At 46.0% G+C, this 12837-nt stretch carries 14 protein-coding genes; 13 read left to right on the plus strand and 1 reads right to left on the minus strand.

All coding sequences use genetic code 11. The features are described from left to right. The first annotated feature begins 2 nt into the window (after positions 1-2). From ICU98_RS00065 to priA, 13 genes are all read left to right on the plus strand, one after another. Positions 3-773, plus strand: a complete 771-nt coding sequence (locus ICU98_RS00065) for a ParA family protein (RefSeq protein ID WP_215352189.1) — start codon at positions 3-5, stop codon at positions 771-773. A 23-nt stretch (positions 774-796) separates the two neighbouring features. Further along, positions 797-1687 carry a ParB/RepB/Spo0J family partition protein gene (locus tag ICU98_RS00070; RefSeq protein ID WP_215352190.1) on the plus strand — a complete coding sequence of 297 codons (891 nt, stop codon included), beginning with the start codon at positions 797-799 and terminating at the stop codon, positions 1685-1687. 69 nt (positions 1688-1756) lie between these two features. Continuing rightward, positions 1757-2251 (plus strand): ATP synthase subunit I, encoded by a 495-nt coding sequence (locus tag ICU98_RS00075; protein WP_215352191.1) that lies wholly within the window; start codon positions 1757-1759, stop codon positions 2249-2251. Between the two features lie 35 nt (positions 2252-2286). After that, on the plus strand, positions 2287-3162 hold the full coding sequence (gene atpB / locus ICU98_RS00080; RefSeq protein ID WP_215351582.1) for a F0F1 ATP synthase subunit A: 876 nt from the start codon (positions 2287-2289) through the stop codon (positions 3160-3162). A gap of 46 nt (positions 3163-3208) precedes the next feature. Next, positions 3209-3475 carry a F0F1 ATP synthase subunit C gene (gene atpE, locus ICU98_RS00085; protein WP_011901869.1) on the plus strand — a complete coding sequence of 89 codons (267 nt, stop codon included), beginning with the start codon at positions 3209-3211 and terminating at the stop codon, positions 3473-3475. Positions 3476-3538: 63 nt separating this feature from the next. Next, entirely contained in the window at positions 3539-4009 is a 471-nt protein-coding gene (locus ICU98_RS00090) for a F0F1 ATP synthase subunit B (RefSeq protein WP_215351585.1), read from the plus strand. Between the two features lies 1 nt (position 4010). Beyond that, positions 4011-4547, plus strand: a complete 537-nt coding sequence (locus ICU98_RS00095; RefSeq protein WP_215352192.1) for a F0F1 ATP synthase subunit delta — start codon at positions 4011-4013, stop codon at positions 4545-4547. 45 nt (positions 4548-4592) lie between these two features. Beyond that, entirely contained in the window at positions 4593-6134 is a 1542-nt protein-coding gene (gene atpA / locus ICU98_RS00100) for a F0F1 ATP synthase subunit alpha (protein WP_215351592.1), read from the plus strand. A gap of 17 nt (positions 6135-6151) precedes the next feature. Then, the gene (gene atpG, locus ICU98_RS00105) at positions 6152-7021 is read left to right on the plus strand and encodes a F0F1 ATP synthase subunit gamma (protein ID WP_215352193.1); all 870 of its coding nucleotides are present in this window, start codon (positions 6152-6154) and stop codon (positions 7019-7021) included. 55 nt (positions 7022-7076) lie between these two features. Further along, positions 7077-8477 (plus strand): F0F1 ATP synthase subunit beta, encoded by a 1401-nt coding sequence (gene atpD / locus ICU98_RS00110; RefSeq protein ID WP_215351597.1) that lies wholly within the window; start codon positions 7077-7079, stop codon positions 8475-8477. Between the two features lie 21 nt (positions 8478-8498). After that, complete coding sequence (locus tag ICU98_RS00115; RefSeq protein WP_068320066.1) at positions 8499-8915, plus strand: F0F1 ATP synthase subunit epsilon; 417 nt, start codon at positions 8499-8501, stop codon at positions 8913-8915. Positions 8916-8918: 3 nt separating this feature from the next. Further along, entirely contained in the window at positions 8919-10043 is a 1125-nt protein-coding gene (hemE, locus tag ICU98_RS00120) for a uroporphyrinogen decarboxylase (RefSeq protein ID WP_215353019.1), read from the plus strand. A gap of 255 nt (positions 10044-10298) precedes the next feature. Beyond that, a complete protein-coding gene (priA, locus tag ICU98_RS00125; RefSeq protein WP_251365346.1) occupies positions 10299-12407 on the plus strand; it encodes a primosomal protein N' in 2109 nt (702 codons plus the stop codon). Positions 12408-12423: 16 nt separating this feature from the next. Here the strand turns inward: priA and gcvH are convergent, their stop codons facing one another. After that, entirely contained in the window at positions 12424-12816 is a 393-nt protein-coding gene (gcvH, locus tag ICU98_RS00130; RefSeq protein ID WP_215352194.1) for a glycine cleavage system protein GcvH, read from the minus strand. Between the last annotated feature and the right edge of the window lie 21 nt (positions 12817-12837).

A 12837-nucleotide genomic window follows, 5' to 3' on the forward strand; every position in this document is an offset into this window, starting at 1 on the left:
CCATGGCAAAAATATTTTGTATTGCAAATCAAAAAGGCGGCGTCGGCAAAACGACAACCGCAGTGAATTTGGCTGCTGGTCTAGCTGGCCACCATCAACGCGTGCTGTTGGTGGATTTGGACCCACAAGGCAATGCAACGATGGGCTCAGGTATTGAGAAAGCAGACTTGAGCGCAAGCGTTTATCAAGTCTTGATTGGCCTCACTTCTGTGAAAGAAAGCGCACAGCGTTGCGACAGTTCAGGCTTTGATGTCTTACCAGCCAATCGTGATTTAGCTGGTGCAGAAATTGAATTAGTGGAGCTTGAGGCGCGCGAACTGCGCTTGAAAGAAGCGCTTGCAACAGTTGCAAATGACTACGACTTTATTCTGATTGACTGCCCCCCCGCGCTTTCTTTGCTAACGCTAAATGGATTGTGTGCGGCCAACGGTGTGATTGTGCCAATGCAATGTGAATACTTTGCACTAGAGGGCTTGTCCGATTTAGTAAACACGATTAAACGCGTGCATGCAAATCTTAATCCAGACCTACAGATCATTGGCTTATTGCGCGTGATGTTTGATGCGCGCATGACCTTGCAACAACAGGTGTCCGACCAATTGATCGAGCACTTCGGCGATAAAGTGTTTAAGACTATTATTCCGCGCAACGTTAGATTGGCTGAGGCCCCATCCTACGGGCTTCCTGGGGTGGCTTTTGATAAATCATCCAGAGGTGCTAAAGCGTATTTAGATTTTGGTGCTGAGATGGTTGAACGAATTCAGCAAATGTAATTTAAGGAAACAAAGAATCGACTATGGTTGCTATAAAGAAAAAAGGTCTAGGACGAGGCTTAGAGGCTTTGCTCGGAGAAAAATCTGCCGCAGAAAATGTTTCGACAGAAATTAATCGTTTGCCGCTTTCCGCTTTGCAGCCTGGAAAGTATCAGCCACGTCAAAAAATGGAGTCCGGCGCTTTAAATGAATTAGCAGAAAGCATTCGCGAGCAAGGAATCATGCAGCCGTTATTGGTTCGTTTGGTTAGTGCGGGTAAGTATGAAATTATTGCGGGTGAGCGACGCTATCGAGCCGCTACTTTGGTGGGCCTAAAAGAAGTTCCTGTTTTGGTTTCTAGTGCAGATGATGAGTCTGCAGCTGCAATGGCTCTGATTGAAAATATGCAGCGCGAGGACCTCAATGCGCTTGAAGAGGCTCAAGGTCTCGCTAGACTGATTGAGGAATTTGGCTTCACGCATGAACAGGCTGCAAAGGCGGTTGGTAAATCGCGTAGCGCAATTTCCAATTTATTACGTTTAATTCAATTGGCTAAGCCTGTGCAGGCCATGCTGATTGCTGGTGAAATTGATATGGGCCATGCCAGAGCGCTACTGCCCCTGCCCGGCTCAAGCCAGGTGGCTTTGGCTCAAAAAATAGCCGCCTTAGGATTGTCTGTGCGAGAGGCCGAAAGAATGGCGGCTGCACTGGCCCTTGCAGGCGGTCAAATTGGTGATAAAAAGGCTAAAAAGCAAGTTGGATCAGAGTCCTTGGGCGCCGATCCAGATATGAAGCGGCTTTCCAGAGAAATCTCAGATCTCATTGGCCTGAATGCGGAATTTAGGCTTAAGGGCAAAGGTGGCGAGCTGCGTATCCAATTTAGCCAATTTGATGAGCTAGATTCTCTATTGAAAAAGTTGGGTATTGAGCCCTAAATTGACCGCCTTTACAGCCCCAAATCCTTTGACGAATGGCGTCCTAGACATTAAACTTGCGGTGCTTAATTGATTCCTACAAAAAATCAATTTTCTAAGGCAAATGACTGGGAAGAGCCCGAAGAAGAGGTGTATCGGGTGCTCAGCAAACAGGAAATGCTTGCGCTGCAACAAAGTAGTCTCAGCAAGCATCGACCACTGTCGCCTTGGAAGATTATTTTGGTTCAAATCGCCACTGCAGTACTTTGCACGATGGTTTGGTCAATTTTTGGAGCAGAAAAGTGGCTTAGCCTTTATACTTTGTCTGCTTTTTTAGGTGGTTTGATTTGCGTCTTGCCTGCGGCACTATTTCTGATAAGAGTAGAGCTGGCAAAAAAATCGCAACGATTAAATCCAGGTAGATTTTTAGCGGCATTGGTGTCAGGCGAGTTTATAAAAATCTCGATGACTTTAATGCTGTTTATAGGGGTTGCTGTTTATATCCCTGATGCGATGTGGGTTCCGCTGTTGGTGACCTATGTCCTAGTTTTAAAGAGTGCGTGGTTAGCGGCTTTTTGGCGCTGACTCATCGTGAAGCTGATTAAAGGACTTATTAAAAGATGTCTAGTGAAGTAATCCAGGCCCATGAGGCAGTTGAGCAAATGACGCCCACAGCGTATATTTCTGAGCATTTACAAAATTTCACTAGTACTGGTGTTCACCAGGCATCTGTCGTCGATTTCAGTGTAATCAACCTTGATACTGTTTTTTGGGCGTCTTTGATGGGCCTGATTGCAGTCTTCATTTTGCTCATCGCCGCTCGGCGTGCAACCCCAGGAGTTCCAGGCCGCTTCCAGTGTTTGGTAGAAATGGTGGTTGAGATGGTGGATACACAAGCCAAAAGCATCGTCCATGGCGACCGCACTTTTATTGCGCCTCTTGCCCTTTTCGTATTCTTTTGGATCATTCTTCTCAATACTTTGGATTTGATACCAGTTGACTGGGTGCTTGGTGTGAACCATTTTCTTGGAAACTTCGGCACACACGTTCCTCATCAAAGACTGGTTGCAACGACTGACTTGAATGCCACGATGGGTATGTCGCTCTCTGTATTGCTGCTTGTTTTTTATTACAGCTTCAAGGTAAAAGGTTTTGGTGGCTTTTTGCACGAATTGATTTCGGCCCCCTTTGGCGCAAAGTGGTACCTAGCCCCATTTAACCTAGCTCTCAATATCATTGAATATCTTGCCAAGGGCGTGTCATTAGGTATGCGACTTTTTGGCAATATGTATGCCGGCGAATTAGTTTTCTTATTGATTGCCTTGCTCGGAAGTGCCTGGACCTTCAATTTAGATTTAACTCTGTTTGGATTGGTGGGCCATGTTATTGCAGGATCGGCTTGGGCCATCTTCCATATTTTGGTTATTTTGTTGCAAGCCTTTATTTTCATGATGTTGACCTTGGTTTACATCGGGCAAGCACACAGCCACCATTAATTTTTATTTTTTTAACTTACCTCTTTTAACTTCAGGAGTCAGCAACATGCAAGCATTTCTCGCAACTATTCAAGGTTCAACAGCAATCTGTATCGGTATCATCATCGGCCTTGGCGCTATCGGCGCCTGTTTGGGCATTGCATTGATGGGCGGAAAATACATTGAAGCATGTGCTCGTCAACCAGAATTGATGGAGCCACTCCAAACCAAAATGTTCCTCTTGGCTGGCTTGATCGACGCTGCGTTTTTGATCGGCGTTGGTGTTGCAATGTTGTTTGCTTTCGCAAACCCACTGCTCGCAGTTATTAAGTAATTGTTTTGGCGTGGGTGACCAAGCGGTCATCCAACCGTTCTCAACAATACTGAAAGGAATATCGTGAATCTGAACGCGACCCTATTCGCGCAAATGATCGTTTTCTTCGTCTTATGGTGGGTAGTTGCACGTTTTGTGTGGCCTCCCCTCGTTAAGGCTTTAGATGAGCGTTCAAGCAAAATTGCTGATGGCTTGGCTGCCGCTGAGCGAGGTAAAGAGGCACTCGCATTGGCAAGCAACGAAGCAGAGCATGAATTATCAAAAGCCCGTCAAGAAGGTGTTCAGCGTGTTGCTGAAGCTGAAAAACGCGCGCAAATGTCAGCGGATGAAATTCGTGCAAATGCACAAGCAGAGGCCGCTCGTATTATTTCTCAAGCCAAAGAAGAAGCCGATCAACAAGTAACGCGAGCCCGTGAAGTATTGCGCGCTGAAGTGGCTGTGCTTGCTGTTAAGGGCGCCGAGCAAATTTTGCGTCGTGAAGTCGATGCAAAAACCCATGGCGCACTATTAGACCAACTAAAGGCAGAGCTTTAATATGGCTGAATTAGCCACGATTGCTCGCCCTTACGCCGAAGCGCTTTTTCAAAGCGCCAAGCCTGCTGAACTTGCTTCATTTATGGAGCAATTAAATGAACTGGCTCAGCTTGCTGTGCTGCCTGAAATTGCAAGTCTGTCTAATAATCCAAAGGTTTCTGCGGACGACCTGACCAAACTGTTGTCTGGCATGGTGAAGACAAAGTTAGACGGCAAGACCTTAAGTTTTTTGAGTTTAGTAAATCAAAACCATCGTTTGGCTGCAGTTCCTGAAATTGCTCATCAATTTGAAGCAATGAAGAACAAAAGCGAAGGTGCGGCAGAAATAGTGATTACCAGCGCATTTCCTTTAGAGGGTTCTGCGTTAAATGATTTGTTGTCAAGTTTGAAGAAGCGCTTTGGGGGTAAAGATTTACGCCCAACTATTCAAGTTGATCCAGCTTTGATTGGCGGTGTCCGCATTCAGGTTGGCGACGAGGTGATGGATAGTTCCGTGAAAGCACGGTTGGCTCAGATGCAAACGAGCCTTGGCGCATAAATTATCCCGATTAAGAACATACGAAATAAGACCCAGGAGTAAGTAATGCAACTCAACCCATCCGAGATCAGCGAGCTGATCAAAAGCCGAATTAGCGAACTAGGCGTTGACGCCAAATCTCGCAATGAAGGCACTGTTATTTCAGTAACTGACGGTATCTGCCGCGTACATGGATTGTCTGGTGTGATGCAGGGCGAAATGTTGGAGTTTCCTAACAACACAATTGGCCTTGCTTTGAACCTTGAGCGTGATTCTGTTGGTGCTGTAGTGTTGGGTGAATACACCCACATTAAAGAAGGCGACCCAGTTAAATGTACGGGCCGGATTTTGGAAGTTCCAGTTGGACCAGAGTTGCTCGGCCGCGTTGTTAATGCGCTGGGTCAGCCAATTGACGGCAAAGGCCCTATTAACACCAAGTTAACTGACTTTATTGAAAAAGTTGCTCCTGGTGTTATTGCACGTCAATCCGTTAGCCAGCCAGTTCAAACCGGCTTGAAAGCGATTGATGCGATGGTTCCTATTGGCCGCGGTCAGCGCGAGTTGATCATTGGCGATCGTCAAACTGGTAAGACTGCTGTTGCAGTCGATGCGATCATTAACCAAAAAGGTAAAGGCGTTTATTGCGTTTACGTGGCGATCGGTCAAAAGGCTTCCACTATTGCTAACGTAGTTCGTAAGCTTACAGAATTGGGCGCGATGGAGTACACCGTGGTTGTTGCGGCGAGTGCTTCTGAGTCCGCAGCGATGCAGTACCTTTCTGCTTACGCGGGTTGCACTATGGGTGAATATTTCCGCGATCGTGGTGAAGATGCTTTGATTGTTTATGATGACTTAACCAAACAAGCGGTTGCTTATCGCCAAATCTCCTTGTTGCTCCGTCGCCCACCAGGCCGCGAAGCTTACCCTGGCGACGTTTTCTACCTCCACTCACGCCTCCTCGAGCGTGCTGCTCGTGTAAATGCTGATTACGTTGAGAAGTTCACCAATGGTGCAGTAAAAGGAAAGACTGGTTCATTGACCGCATTGCCAATTATTGAAACTCAAGCTGGTGACGTTTCTGCATTCGTTCCAACCAACGTGATTTCGATTACTGACGGTCAGATCTTCTTGGAAACTGACTTGTTTAACGCCGGTGTACGTCCTGCGATTAACGCCGGTATTTCTGTTTCCCGCGTTGGTGGTGCAGCACAAACTAAAGTGATTAAGAAATTGTCTGGCGGTATTCGTACCGACTTAGCCCAGTATCGTGAATTAGCAGCGTTTGCGCAGTTTGCGTCTGACCTAGATGATGCAACCCGCAAGCAACTTGAGCGCGGTAAGCGTGTTACAGAGTTGTGTAAGCAAGCACAGTACAAGCCTCTACAGGTTTGGGAAATGGCTGCTTCGCTGTATGCAATGAACAACGGCTACTTTGACGATCTTGAAGTTAAGCATGTATTGGCATTTGAAAAAGGCTTGCAAGATCATTTGAAATCTAAGTACGCTGATTTAGTCGGCCGCATTGAAGAGACTAAAGATCTGAGTAAGGATGATGAAGCTGCTTTGCGTGCGGCGATTGAGGACTACAAGCGTTCAGCCTCTTTCTAAGAGGGCTCGTATAAATCATGGCAAGCACAAAAGAGATACGATCTAAGATCAAGAGCGTGCAGAACACGCGCAAGATCACGAAGGCAATGGAAATGGTCGCCGCATCCAAGATGCGTCGCGCCCAGGAGCGCATGCGTAATGCGCGCCCATATGCTGAAAAAATTCGTGAGATTGTTGCTAATCTTTCTAAAGCGAATCCCGAGTTTCGCCCTGCTTACATGGCTACTCGTGAGATTAAGAAAGTTGGCACCATTTTGGTTACGACGGATAAGGGCTTGTGCGGCGGTTTAAATACCAACGTACTGCGTTTTATTACTAATCAAGTGCGTGATTTGCAGGAAAAAGACATTGAGATTTTCTACACTGCAATCGGTTCAAAAGGCCTACAGTTTTTGAATCGCTCAAAAGCAAAATTGATTTCTCAAACCACTCAAATTGGTGATACACCGCATTTGGATGTTTTGATTGGCGCGATTACTGCTCAGTTAGAGGCATTTGAGCGTGGCGAGATTGATGCTGTTTATCTGGCATATAACCGCTTTGTTAATGCCATGAAACAAGAGCCTGTTTTAGAAAAGCTTTTACCTTTAGAGCCAGCAGCATTGGCGCCTGAAGATAAATCAGGAAACTCCTGGGACTACATTTACGAGCCTGACGCTGAGTCGATTTTGAATGGCTTGCTAAAGCGTTATGTTGAAGCAATGATTTATCAGGCTGTTGCCGAAAATATGGCTTCTGAGCAATCTGCCCGCATGGTTTCTATGAAAGCCGCGTCAGATAATGCAAAGAACGTGATTGGCGAATTGCAATTGGAATACAACAAGACACGACAAGCTGCTATTACTAAAGAGTTGTCAGAAATTGTTGGCGGAGCGGCTGCTGTTTAAGCGGTCAGCATTTAGGTATACGAAAGAATTCAGGAATTAAAAGCGGAGAAATGCGATGAGTAACGGAAATATCGTGCAATGTATCGGTCCAGTGGTGGATATTCAGTTCCCACGCGACAAAATGCCAAACATCTATGATGCGTTGACATTAATCGACAGTGGTGAAAAATCATTTGCTGAAAAAGGTTTGACCTTTGAAGTTCAGCAACAAATCGGTGACGGCGTAGTCCGCGCCATTGCTATGGGTGCAAGCGATGGCTTGCGTCGTGGCATGGAAGTGAAATCTACCGGCAAGCCAATTTCTGTTCCAGTTGGTCCAGCAACTTTGGGTCGCATCATGGACGTCTTGGGTCGCCCAATTGACGATGCAGGCCCAATTGCTACTGAAGAGCGCCGCGCTATTCACCAGCCAGCACCGAAGTTTGATGAATTGTCACCTTCTGTTGATTTGCTCGAAACTGGTATTAAGGTTATCGACTTGGTTTGCCCATTTGCCAAGGGCGGTAAGGTCGGTTTGTTCGGCGGTGCGGGTGTTGGTAAGACCGTGAACATGATGGAATTGATTAACAACATCGCTAAGCAACACTCAGGTTTGTCTGTGTTTGCCGGTGTTGGTGAGCGTACTCGTGAAGGTAATGACTTCTATCACGAGATGAAAGAATCAAACGTTGTTGATAAAGTAGCCATGGTGTTTGGTCAGATGAACGAGCCTCCTGGCAACCGTTTGCGCGTTGCGTTGACTGGTTTGACAATGGCTGAAGCATTCCGTGACGAAGGCCGTGACATTTTGTTCTTCGTTGACAACATCTATCGCTACACATTGGCTGGTACTGAAGTATCTGCGTTGCTAGGCCGTATGCCTTCTGCTGTGGGCTATCAACCTACATTGGCTGAAGAGATGGGTAAATTGCAAGAGCGTATTACCTCGACCAAGACTGGTTCTGTGACTTCTATCCAGGCTGTGTACGTTCCTGCAGATGACTTGACTGATCCGTCACCAGCTACCACCTTCTTGCATTTGGACTCCACCGTTGTGTTGTCTCGTGACATTGCTGCTTTGGGTATTTATCCAGCAGTTGACCCATTGGATTCCACTAGCCGTCAGCTTGATCCACAAGTGGTTGGCCAAGAGCACTATGAAGTAGCCCGCGATGTTCAAATGACATTGCAGCGTTACAAAGAATTGCGCGACATTATTGCGATTTTAGGTATGGATGAATTGTCACCTGAGGACAAGTTAGCCGTATCACGCGCTCGTAAGATTCAACGTTTCTTGTCCCAGCCTTTCCACGTTGCAGAGGTATTTACTGGTTCACCAGGCAAATACGTACCATTAAAAGAAACTATTCGTGGTTTCAAAATGATCTGTAGTGGCGAATTGGATCACTTGCCTGAGCAAGCGTTCTACATGGTGGGTTCAATTGATGAAGCCATCGAGAAAGCGAAGAAGCTTTAATCGAACTCATCTAGGGAAATCATGTCAACCATACGCGTCGATGTAGTAAGTGCTGAGCAATCTATTTTTAGTGGTGAAGCGAAGTTTGTAGCGCTTCCTGGTGAAAGTGGTGAGCTCGGTATTTTGCGCGGCCACACCCCATTGATTACACGCATTCGTCCCGGCTCAGTTCGTATTGAAAAAGCGGATGGTGATGAAGAGTTTGTATTCGTGGCAGGTGGCTATTTAGAGGTTCAACCCGATCATGTCACTGTATTGGCAGATACTGCTATCCGTGGTCATGATTTGGATGAAGCCAAAGCTATTGAAGCTAAGAAGCGGGCTGAAGAGGCAATGCAAAATCGTGGCACAGACTTCGATTTGGCTCTGGCCCAATCTGAATTTGCCATGGCTGCAGCACAGTTAGCCGCTATTGCGCGCTTCCGTCGCAAAAAGTAATTACTGGCCAAATCCTTGTTGTTAAATGACCGGTTTTTAAAAGCCTGCCTGGGCGAGGCGGTGGACCAAACCCCGCTTTGGCTCATGCGCCAAGCCGGACGTTATCTTCCTGAATACAATGCTACCCGAGCCAGGGCTGGCAGTTTTCTTGGCCTTGCAAAAAATCCTGCTTATGCAACTGAGGTTACGCTTCAGCCGCTGGACCGATATCCATTGGATGCGGCAATTCTTTTTTCAGATATTTTAACGATTCCAGATGCGATGGGTTTGGGCCTTCAATTTGCGGCTGGTGAAGGCCCCAGTTTTCAACACCCATTGCGGACTGAAGAGGATGTCAAAAAATTACGCGCTGCGGATATGCATCAATTGCAATATGTCTTTGATGCAGTCTCAGAAATTCGTAAAGCCTTAATCCAGGATGGAAAACAACGTGTCCCACTCATTGGATTTTCCGGAAGCCCCTGGACTCTTGCTTGTTACATGATCGATGGATCTGGGTCGGATGATTTCCGTCACGCCAAGACAATGATGTTTGCCCGTCCCGACTTGCTTGAGCATATATTAGAAATCAATGTTCAATCTGTTGCGACCTACTTAACTGAGCAAGTTAAAGCAGGTGCTCAAGCTCTGATGATTTTTGACACTTGGGGCGGCTTATTACCCAATGGATGGTATCAACGCATGTCATTAGCAGCGATGCAAAAAGTGATTGAGCAAGTACCACGCGAATACGATGGACGAAAAATACCCATCATTATTTTTACAAAAGGCGGTGGAATCTGGTTAAAGGATATGGCGCTAATTGGCGCTGATGTTCTAGCCTTGGATTGGACGATGTCTCTATCAAGAGCTCGCAAGGAATTACTAGAAATCAACAGACCACTTGCTTTGCAGGGAAACTTAGATCCTCTGGTTTTATTTTCTGGCTCTAAACACATTGCCGATCAGGTCAATGTCCTTCTTGAGGATTTGGCCGATGCCCCTGTCTTGCGACCCAACTTACATCCACTGGATGGACATATCTTTAATTTAGGCCATGGGATTTCCCAGTTCACCCCTCCTGAAAGTGTGTCTGCTTTGGCCTCGGCAGTGATTGAGAAATCCCGAGCCCTTAGGGCAAGTAGATAGGGCAAAGTAATTGCTAACTTAGCGACGATCTTTTACCAAAGTTATGCACAGCACAGTAGCACTTTTGAAATTCAGATAGATTCGAGATAAAGATCAACAAGAGCTTCGAGAAGTAGTTATAACTTATTGATTTATAAAGAATTATATTTAAACCATCAATTTGTACCTAAGCCGACTTATTTGGTAAGTTGATTGATAAATCAGTATATTGGAATGATATCCACAGACTTATCCACAGGAAAATAGACATAAAAGATGATGCCTAGCGCTCTATTTGTCCAGATTGTTCTAGATAAGCCGTTGGCGCAAGCCTTTGACTACGCCTGGGATGTTGAGAGGCTTGGATGCGAGCCAGCGGTTGGCCTGATTGTATCGGTCCCATTTGGAGGTGCATTATCCGTAGGGGTTGTAATAAAAGTAAATACTCACTCTGATTTAGAGATAAGTAAAATAAAGAGCGTCATAGATGTTGCACCACTCCCCCGGATAGATGCCGGGCTACTGAGCCTGATGAACTTTGCAAGCCAGTACTACATCCATAGTTTGGGTGAAACGATTGTGCCCTCAATCCCGCAAATGTGGCGAAAGCCTGAACGCTGGGACAAGTTGCGGCTAGTAGCGCAGCCCCCTGTAAGTAAAAAGAAAAAAAACAAAACAGCAAGCACTTCTGAGAAATTCATTGGCGTTGATCAATTGAATCCAGAACAAAAAAATGCACTGAATATTCTTTTGCAAAAAGAGAACTTAGGCGCATTTAGGGCAATCCTGCTGCAAGGTCAAACTGGAAGCGGTAAGACAGCCGTTTTTTTAAACTGGTTGGCCAGCATTTTGGAAGAGAAAAATTCCCAAGTGCTACTCTTGGTTCCGGAAATTAATTTAACCCCTCAATTAGAGCGTCGCATCAAAGCCTATTTTCCGGATAAAAAAATTGCCCTATTACATAGCGGGGTCTCCGAGAAACAGCGCGGTATTTCTTGGCAGGAGGCCATGCTTGGAGAGGCGCAAATCATATTGGGCACACGTTTAGCAGTGCTAACACCCATGCCAAATCTGCGAGCCATTGTGGTCGACGAGGAGCATGACCCCTCATATAAACAACAAGAAGGAACCCGCTACTCTGCCAGAGATCTTGCCATCTGGCGCGCACATGATCAAGGGCTGCCTATCTTATTGGCTTCTGCCACGCCATCATTAGAAACTTGGATGGCAGCACAGCTTGGGCGTTATGAATACATTAGGTTAGACAGTCGCGCTCAGGGGGCAACTCTACCCAAGGTGCATCTGGTAAATACGCAAGATCCTCAAAATCGATCTCAGCATTCGCCGTTATTCACCAAAACCATTGAAGGGGCAATCACCAAATCACTTGGAGAGAAAAAGCAGAGCTTAGTCTTGATTAATCGAAGAGGATATTCGCCAGTCATTAGTTGCCCTGCCTGCTCATGGATGTCAAAGTGTGCCCAATGTTCGTCTTGTATGGTGATGCATAAAGCAGGAGCCTTGAGTAAAAAAACAGTATTGAGTTGCCATCATTGCGGCTTAGTAAAACCAATGCCTAATTTTTGCCCTGATTGCGGCAATGCAGATCTAAAGCCGGTAGGCCAAGGCACCCAAAAAATTGAAGATGCAATAGAAAATGCTTGGCCTCAAGCCACAGTCTTAAGGATAGATACCGACTCAAGCAGGAGGAGCAAGGATGCTGAAGAGCTCTTCCAAAAAATTCATGAGGGTGGAGTTGATATTGTTGTGGGCACGCAGATGATTGCAAAGGGCCATGATTATCAAAACATTGGAACAGTTGCAGTGTTAGATGCTGATAGCCGCTTGTACTCACCAGATTTTAGGGCTGCTGAAAGATTGTTTGCGCAGCTGATTCAGGTGGCAGGACGGGCAGGCCGCTCGCAACAGCATCACCAGGAGAGCGGGGATATTTATATTGAAACACAGCATCCTGATGCAGCAGTGTTTCAGTATTTATTAAGACATGATGTTGATGGCTTTTTATCTTTCACAGCCAAAGAAAGGGAAGAGTCAAAACTTCCACCATTTTCTTATCAAGGACTCATCCATGCGGAGGGCAAGAGCATTGCAAAAGCAATTCAGTTTCTCAGTGAGCTGAAGGCTCAGCTAGTAGAGCGGGGGTTGGTGCATAAAGGCGTCAAGATTTATGACCCCGTTCCCAAAACCATCATGCGACTAGCGGGTTCTGAGCGTGCGCAGTTATTGATTGAATCCAATAACCGAAAACACTTACAAGAATTGCTCGAAGCAATTGATCGACTGTTACGTCAGGACTCTCAGGGCCGCATTAGCAAGGCTACACGTATTCGTTGGTTGATTGAGCGCGACCCAATTGCAATTTAGTGCAGCGAGAAGAATATCAAGCCCCTGCAGTAGCAGAGTAATTTTCTAAATCCATTAGCTTGTGAAGCTCTGTATTTAATTCAGCAGCAGAGTTCGGCTTGATTTTAAAAAGCCAAACGGAATACGGTTTTTCATTAATGATTTCAGGCTGACTCTCAATTTCAGGATTGAGGGCAACGATCTCTCCACTGATGGGGGCATGAATATCACTTGCCGCTTTCACTGATTCAATGACGGCAATGGTTTCTCCTTGCCTTACAGCTAGACCTAGCTTTGGTGCTTGAAAGAACATGACATCGCCAAGTGCTTCTTGCGCATGATTGCTAATCCCCACCCACACCAAGCCATCATCTTCTGGGTCGGCCCACTCATGAGTTTGAGCAAATCTAAATTTTTCTTGTGTGTTCATTATTAACCTTGTTGGCTTATT

Origin of the sequence: Polynucleobacter sp. MWH-P3-07-1, from assembly GCF_018687555.1 — a bacterium.
Lineage (GTDB): Bacteria > Pseudomonadota > Gammaproteobacteria > Burkholderiales > Burkholderiaceae > Polynucleobacter.

Bases quoted from the DNA above. Each gene is read 5' to 3' on its own strand.
- ICU98_RS00065 (WP_215352189.1), top strand. From the start codon at position 3: ATGGCAAAAATATTTTGTATTGCAAATCAAAAAGGCGGCGTCGGCAAA.
- ICU98_RS00070 (WP_215352190.1), top strand. From the start codon at position 797: ATGGTTGCTATAAAGAAAAAAGGTCTAGGACGAGGCTTAGAGGCTTTG.
- atpB (WP_215351582.1), top strand. From the start codon at position 2,287: ATGTCTAGTGAAGTAATCCAGGCCCATGAGGCAGTTGAGCAAATGACG.
- atpE (WP_011901869.1), top strand. From the start codon at position 3,209: ATGCAAGCATTTCTCGCAACTATTCAAGGTTCAACAGCAATCTGTATC.
- ICU98_RS00095 (WP_215352192.1), top strand. From the start codon at position 4,011: ATGGCTGAATTAGCCACGATTGCTCGCCCTTACGCCGAAGCGCTTTTT.
- atpA (WP_215351592.1), top strand. From the start codon at position 4,593: ATGCAACTCAACCCATCCGAGATCAGCGAGCTGATCAAAAGCCGAATT.
- atpG (WP_215352193.1), top strand. From the start codon at position 6,152: ATGGCAAGCACAAAAGAGATACGATCTAAGATCAAGAGCGTGCAGAAC.
- atpD (WP_215351597.1), top strand. From the start codon at position 7,077: ATGAGTAACGGAAATATCGTGCAATGTATCGGTCCAGTGGTGGATATT.
- ICU98_RS00115 (WP_068320066.1), top strand. From the start codon at position 8,499: ATGTCAACCATACGCGTCGATGTAGTAAGTGCTGAGCAATCTATTTTT.
- priA (WP_251365346.1), top strand. From the start codon at position 10,299: ATGATGCCTAGCGCTCTATTTGTCCAGATTGTTCTAGATAAGCCGTTG.
- gcvH (WP_215352194.1), bottom strand. From the start codon at position 12,816: ATGAACACACAAGAAAAATTTAGATTTGCTCAAACTCATGAGTGGGCC.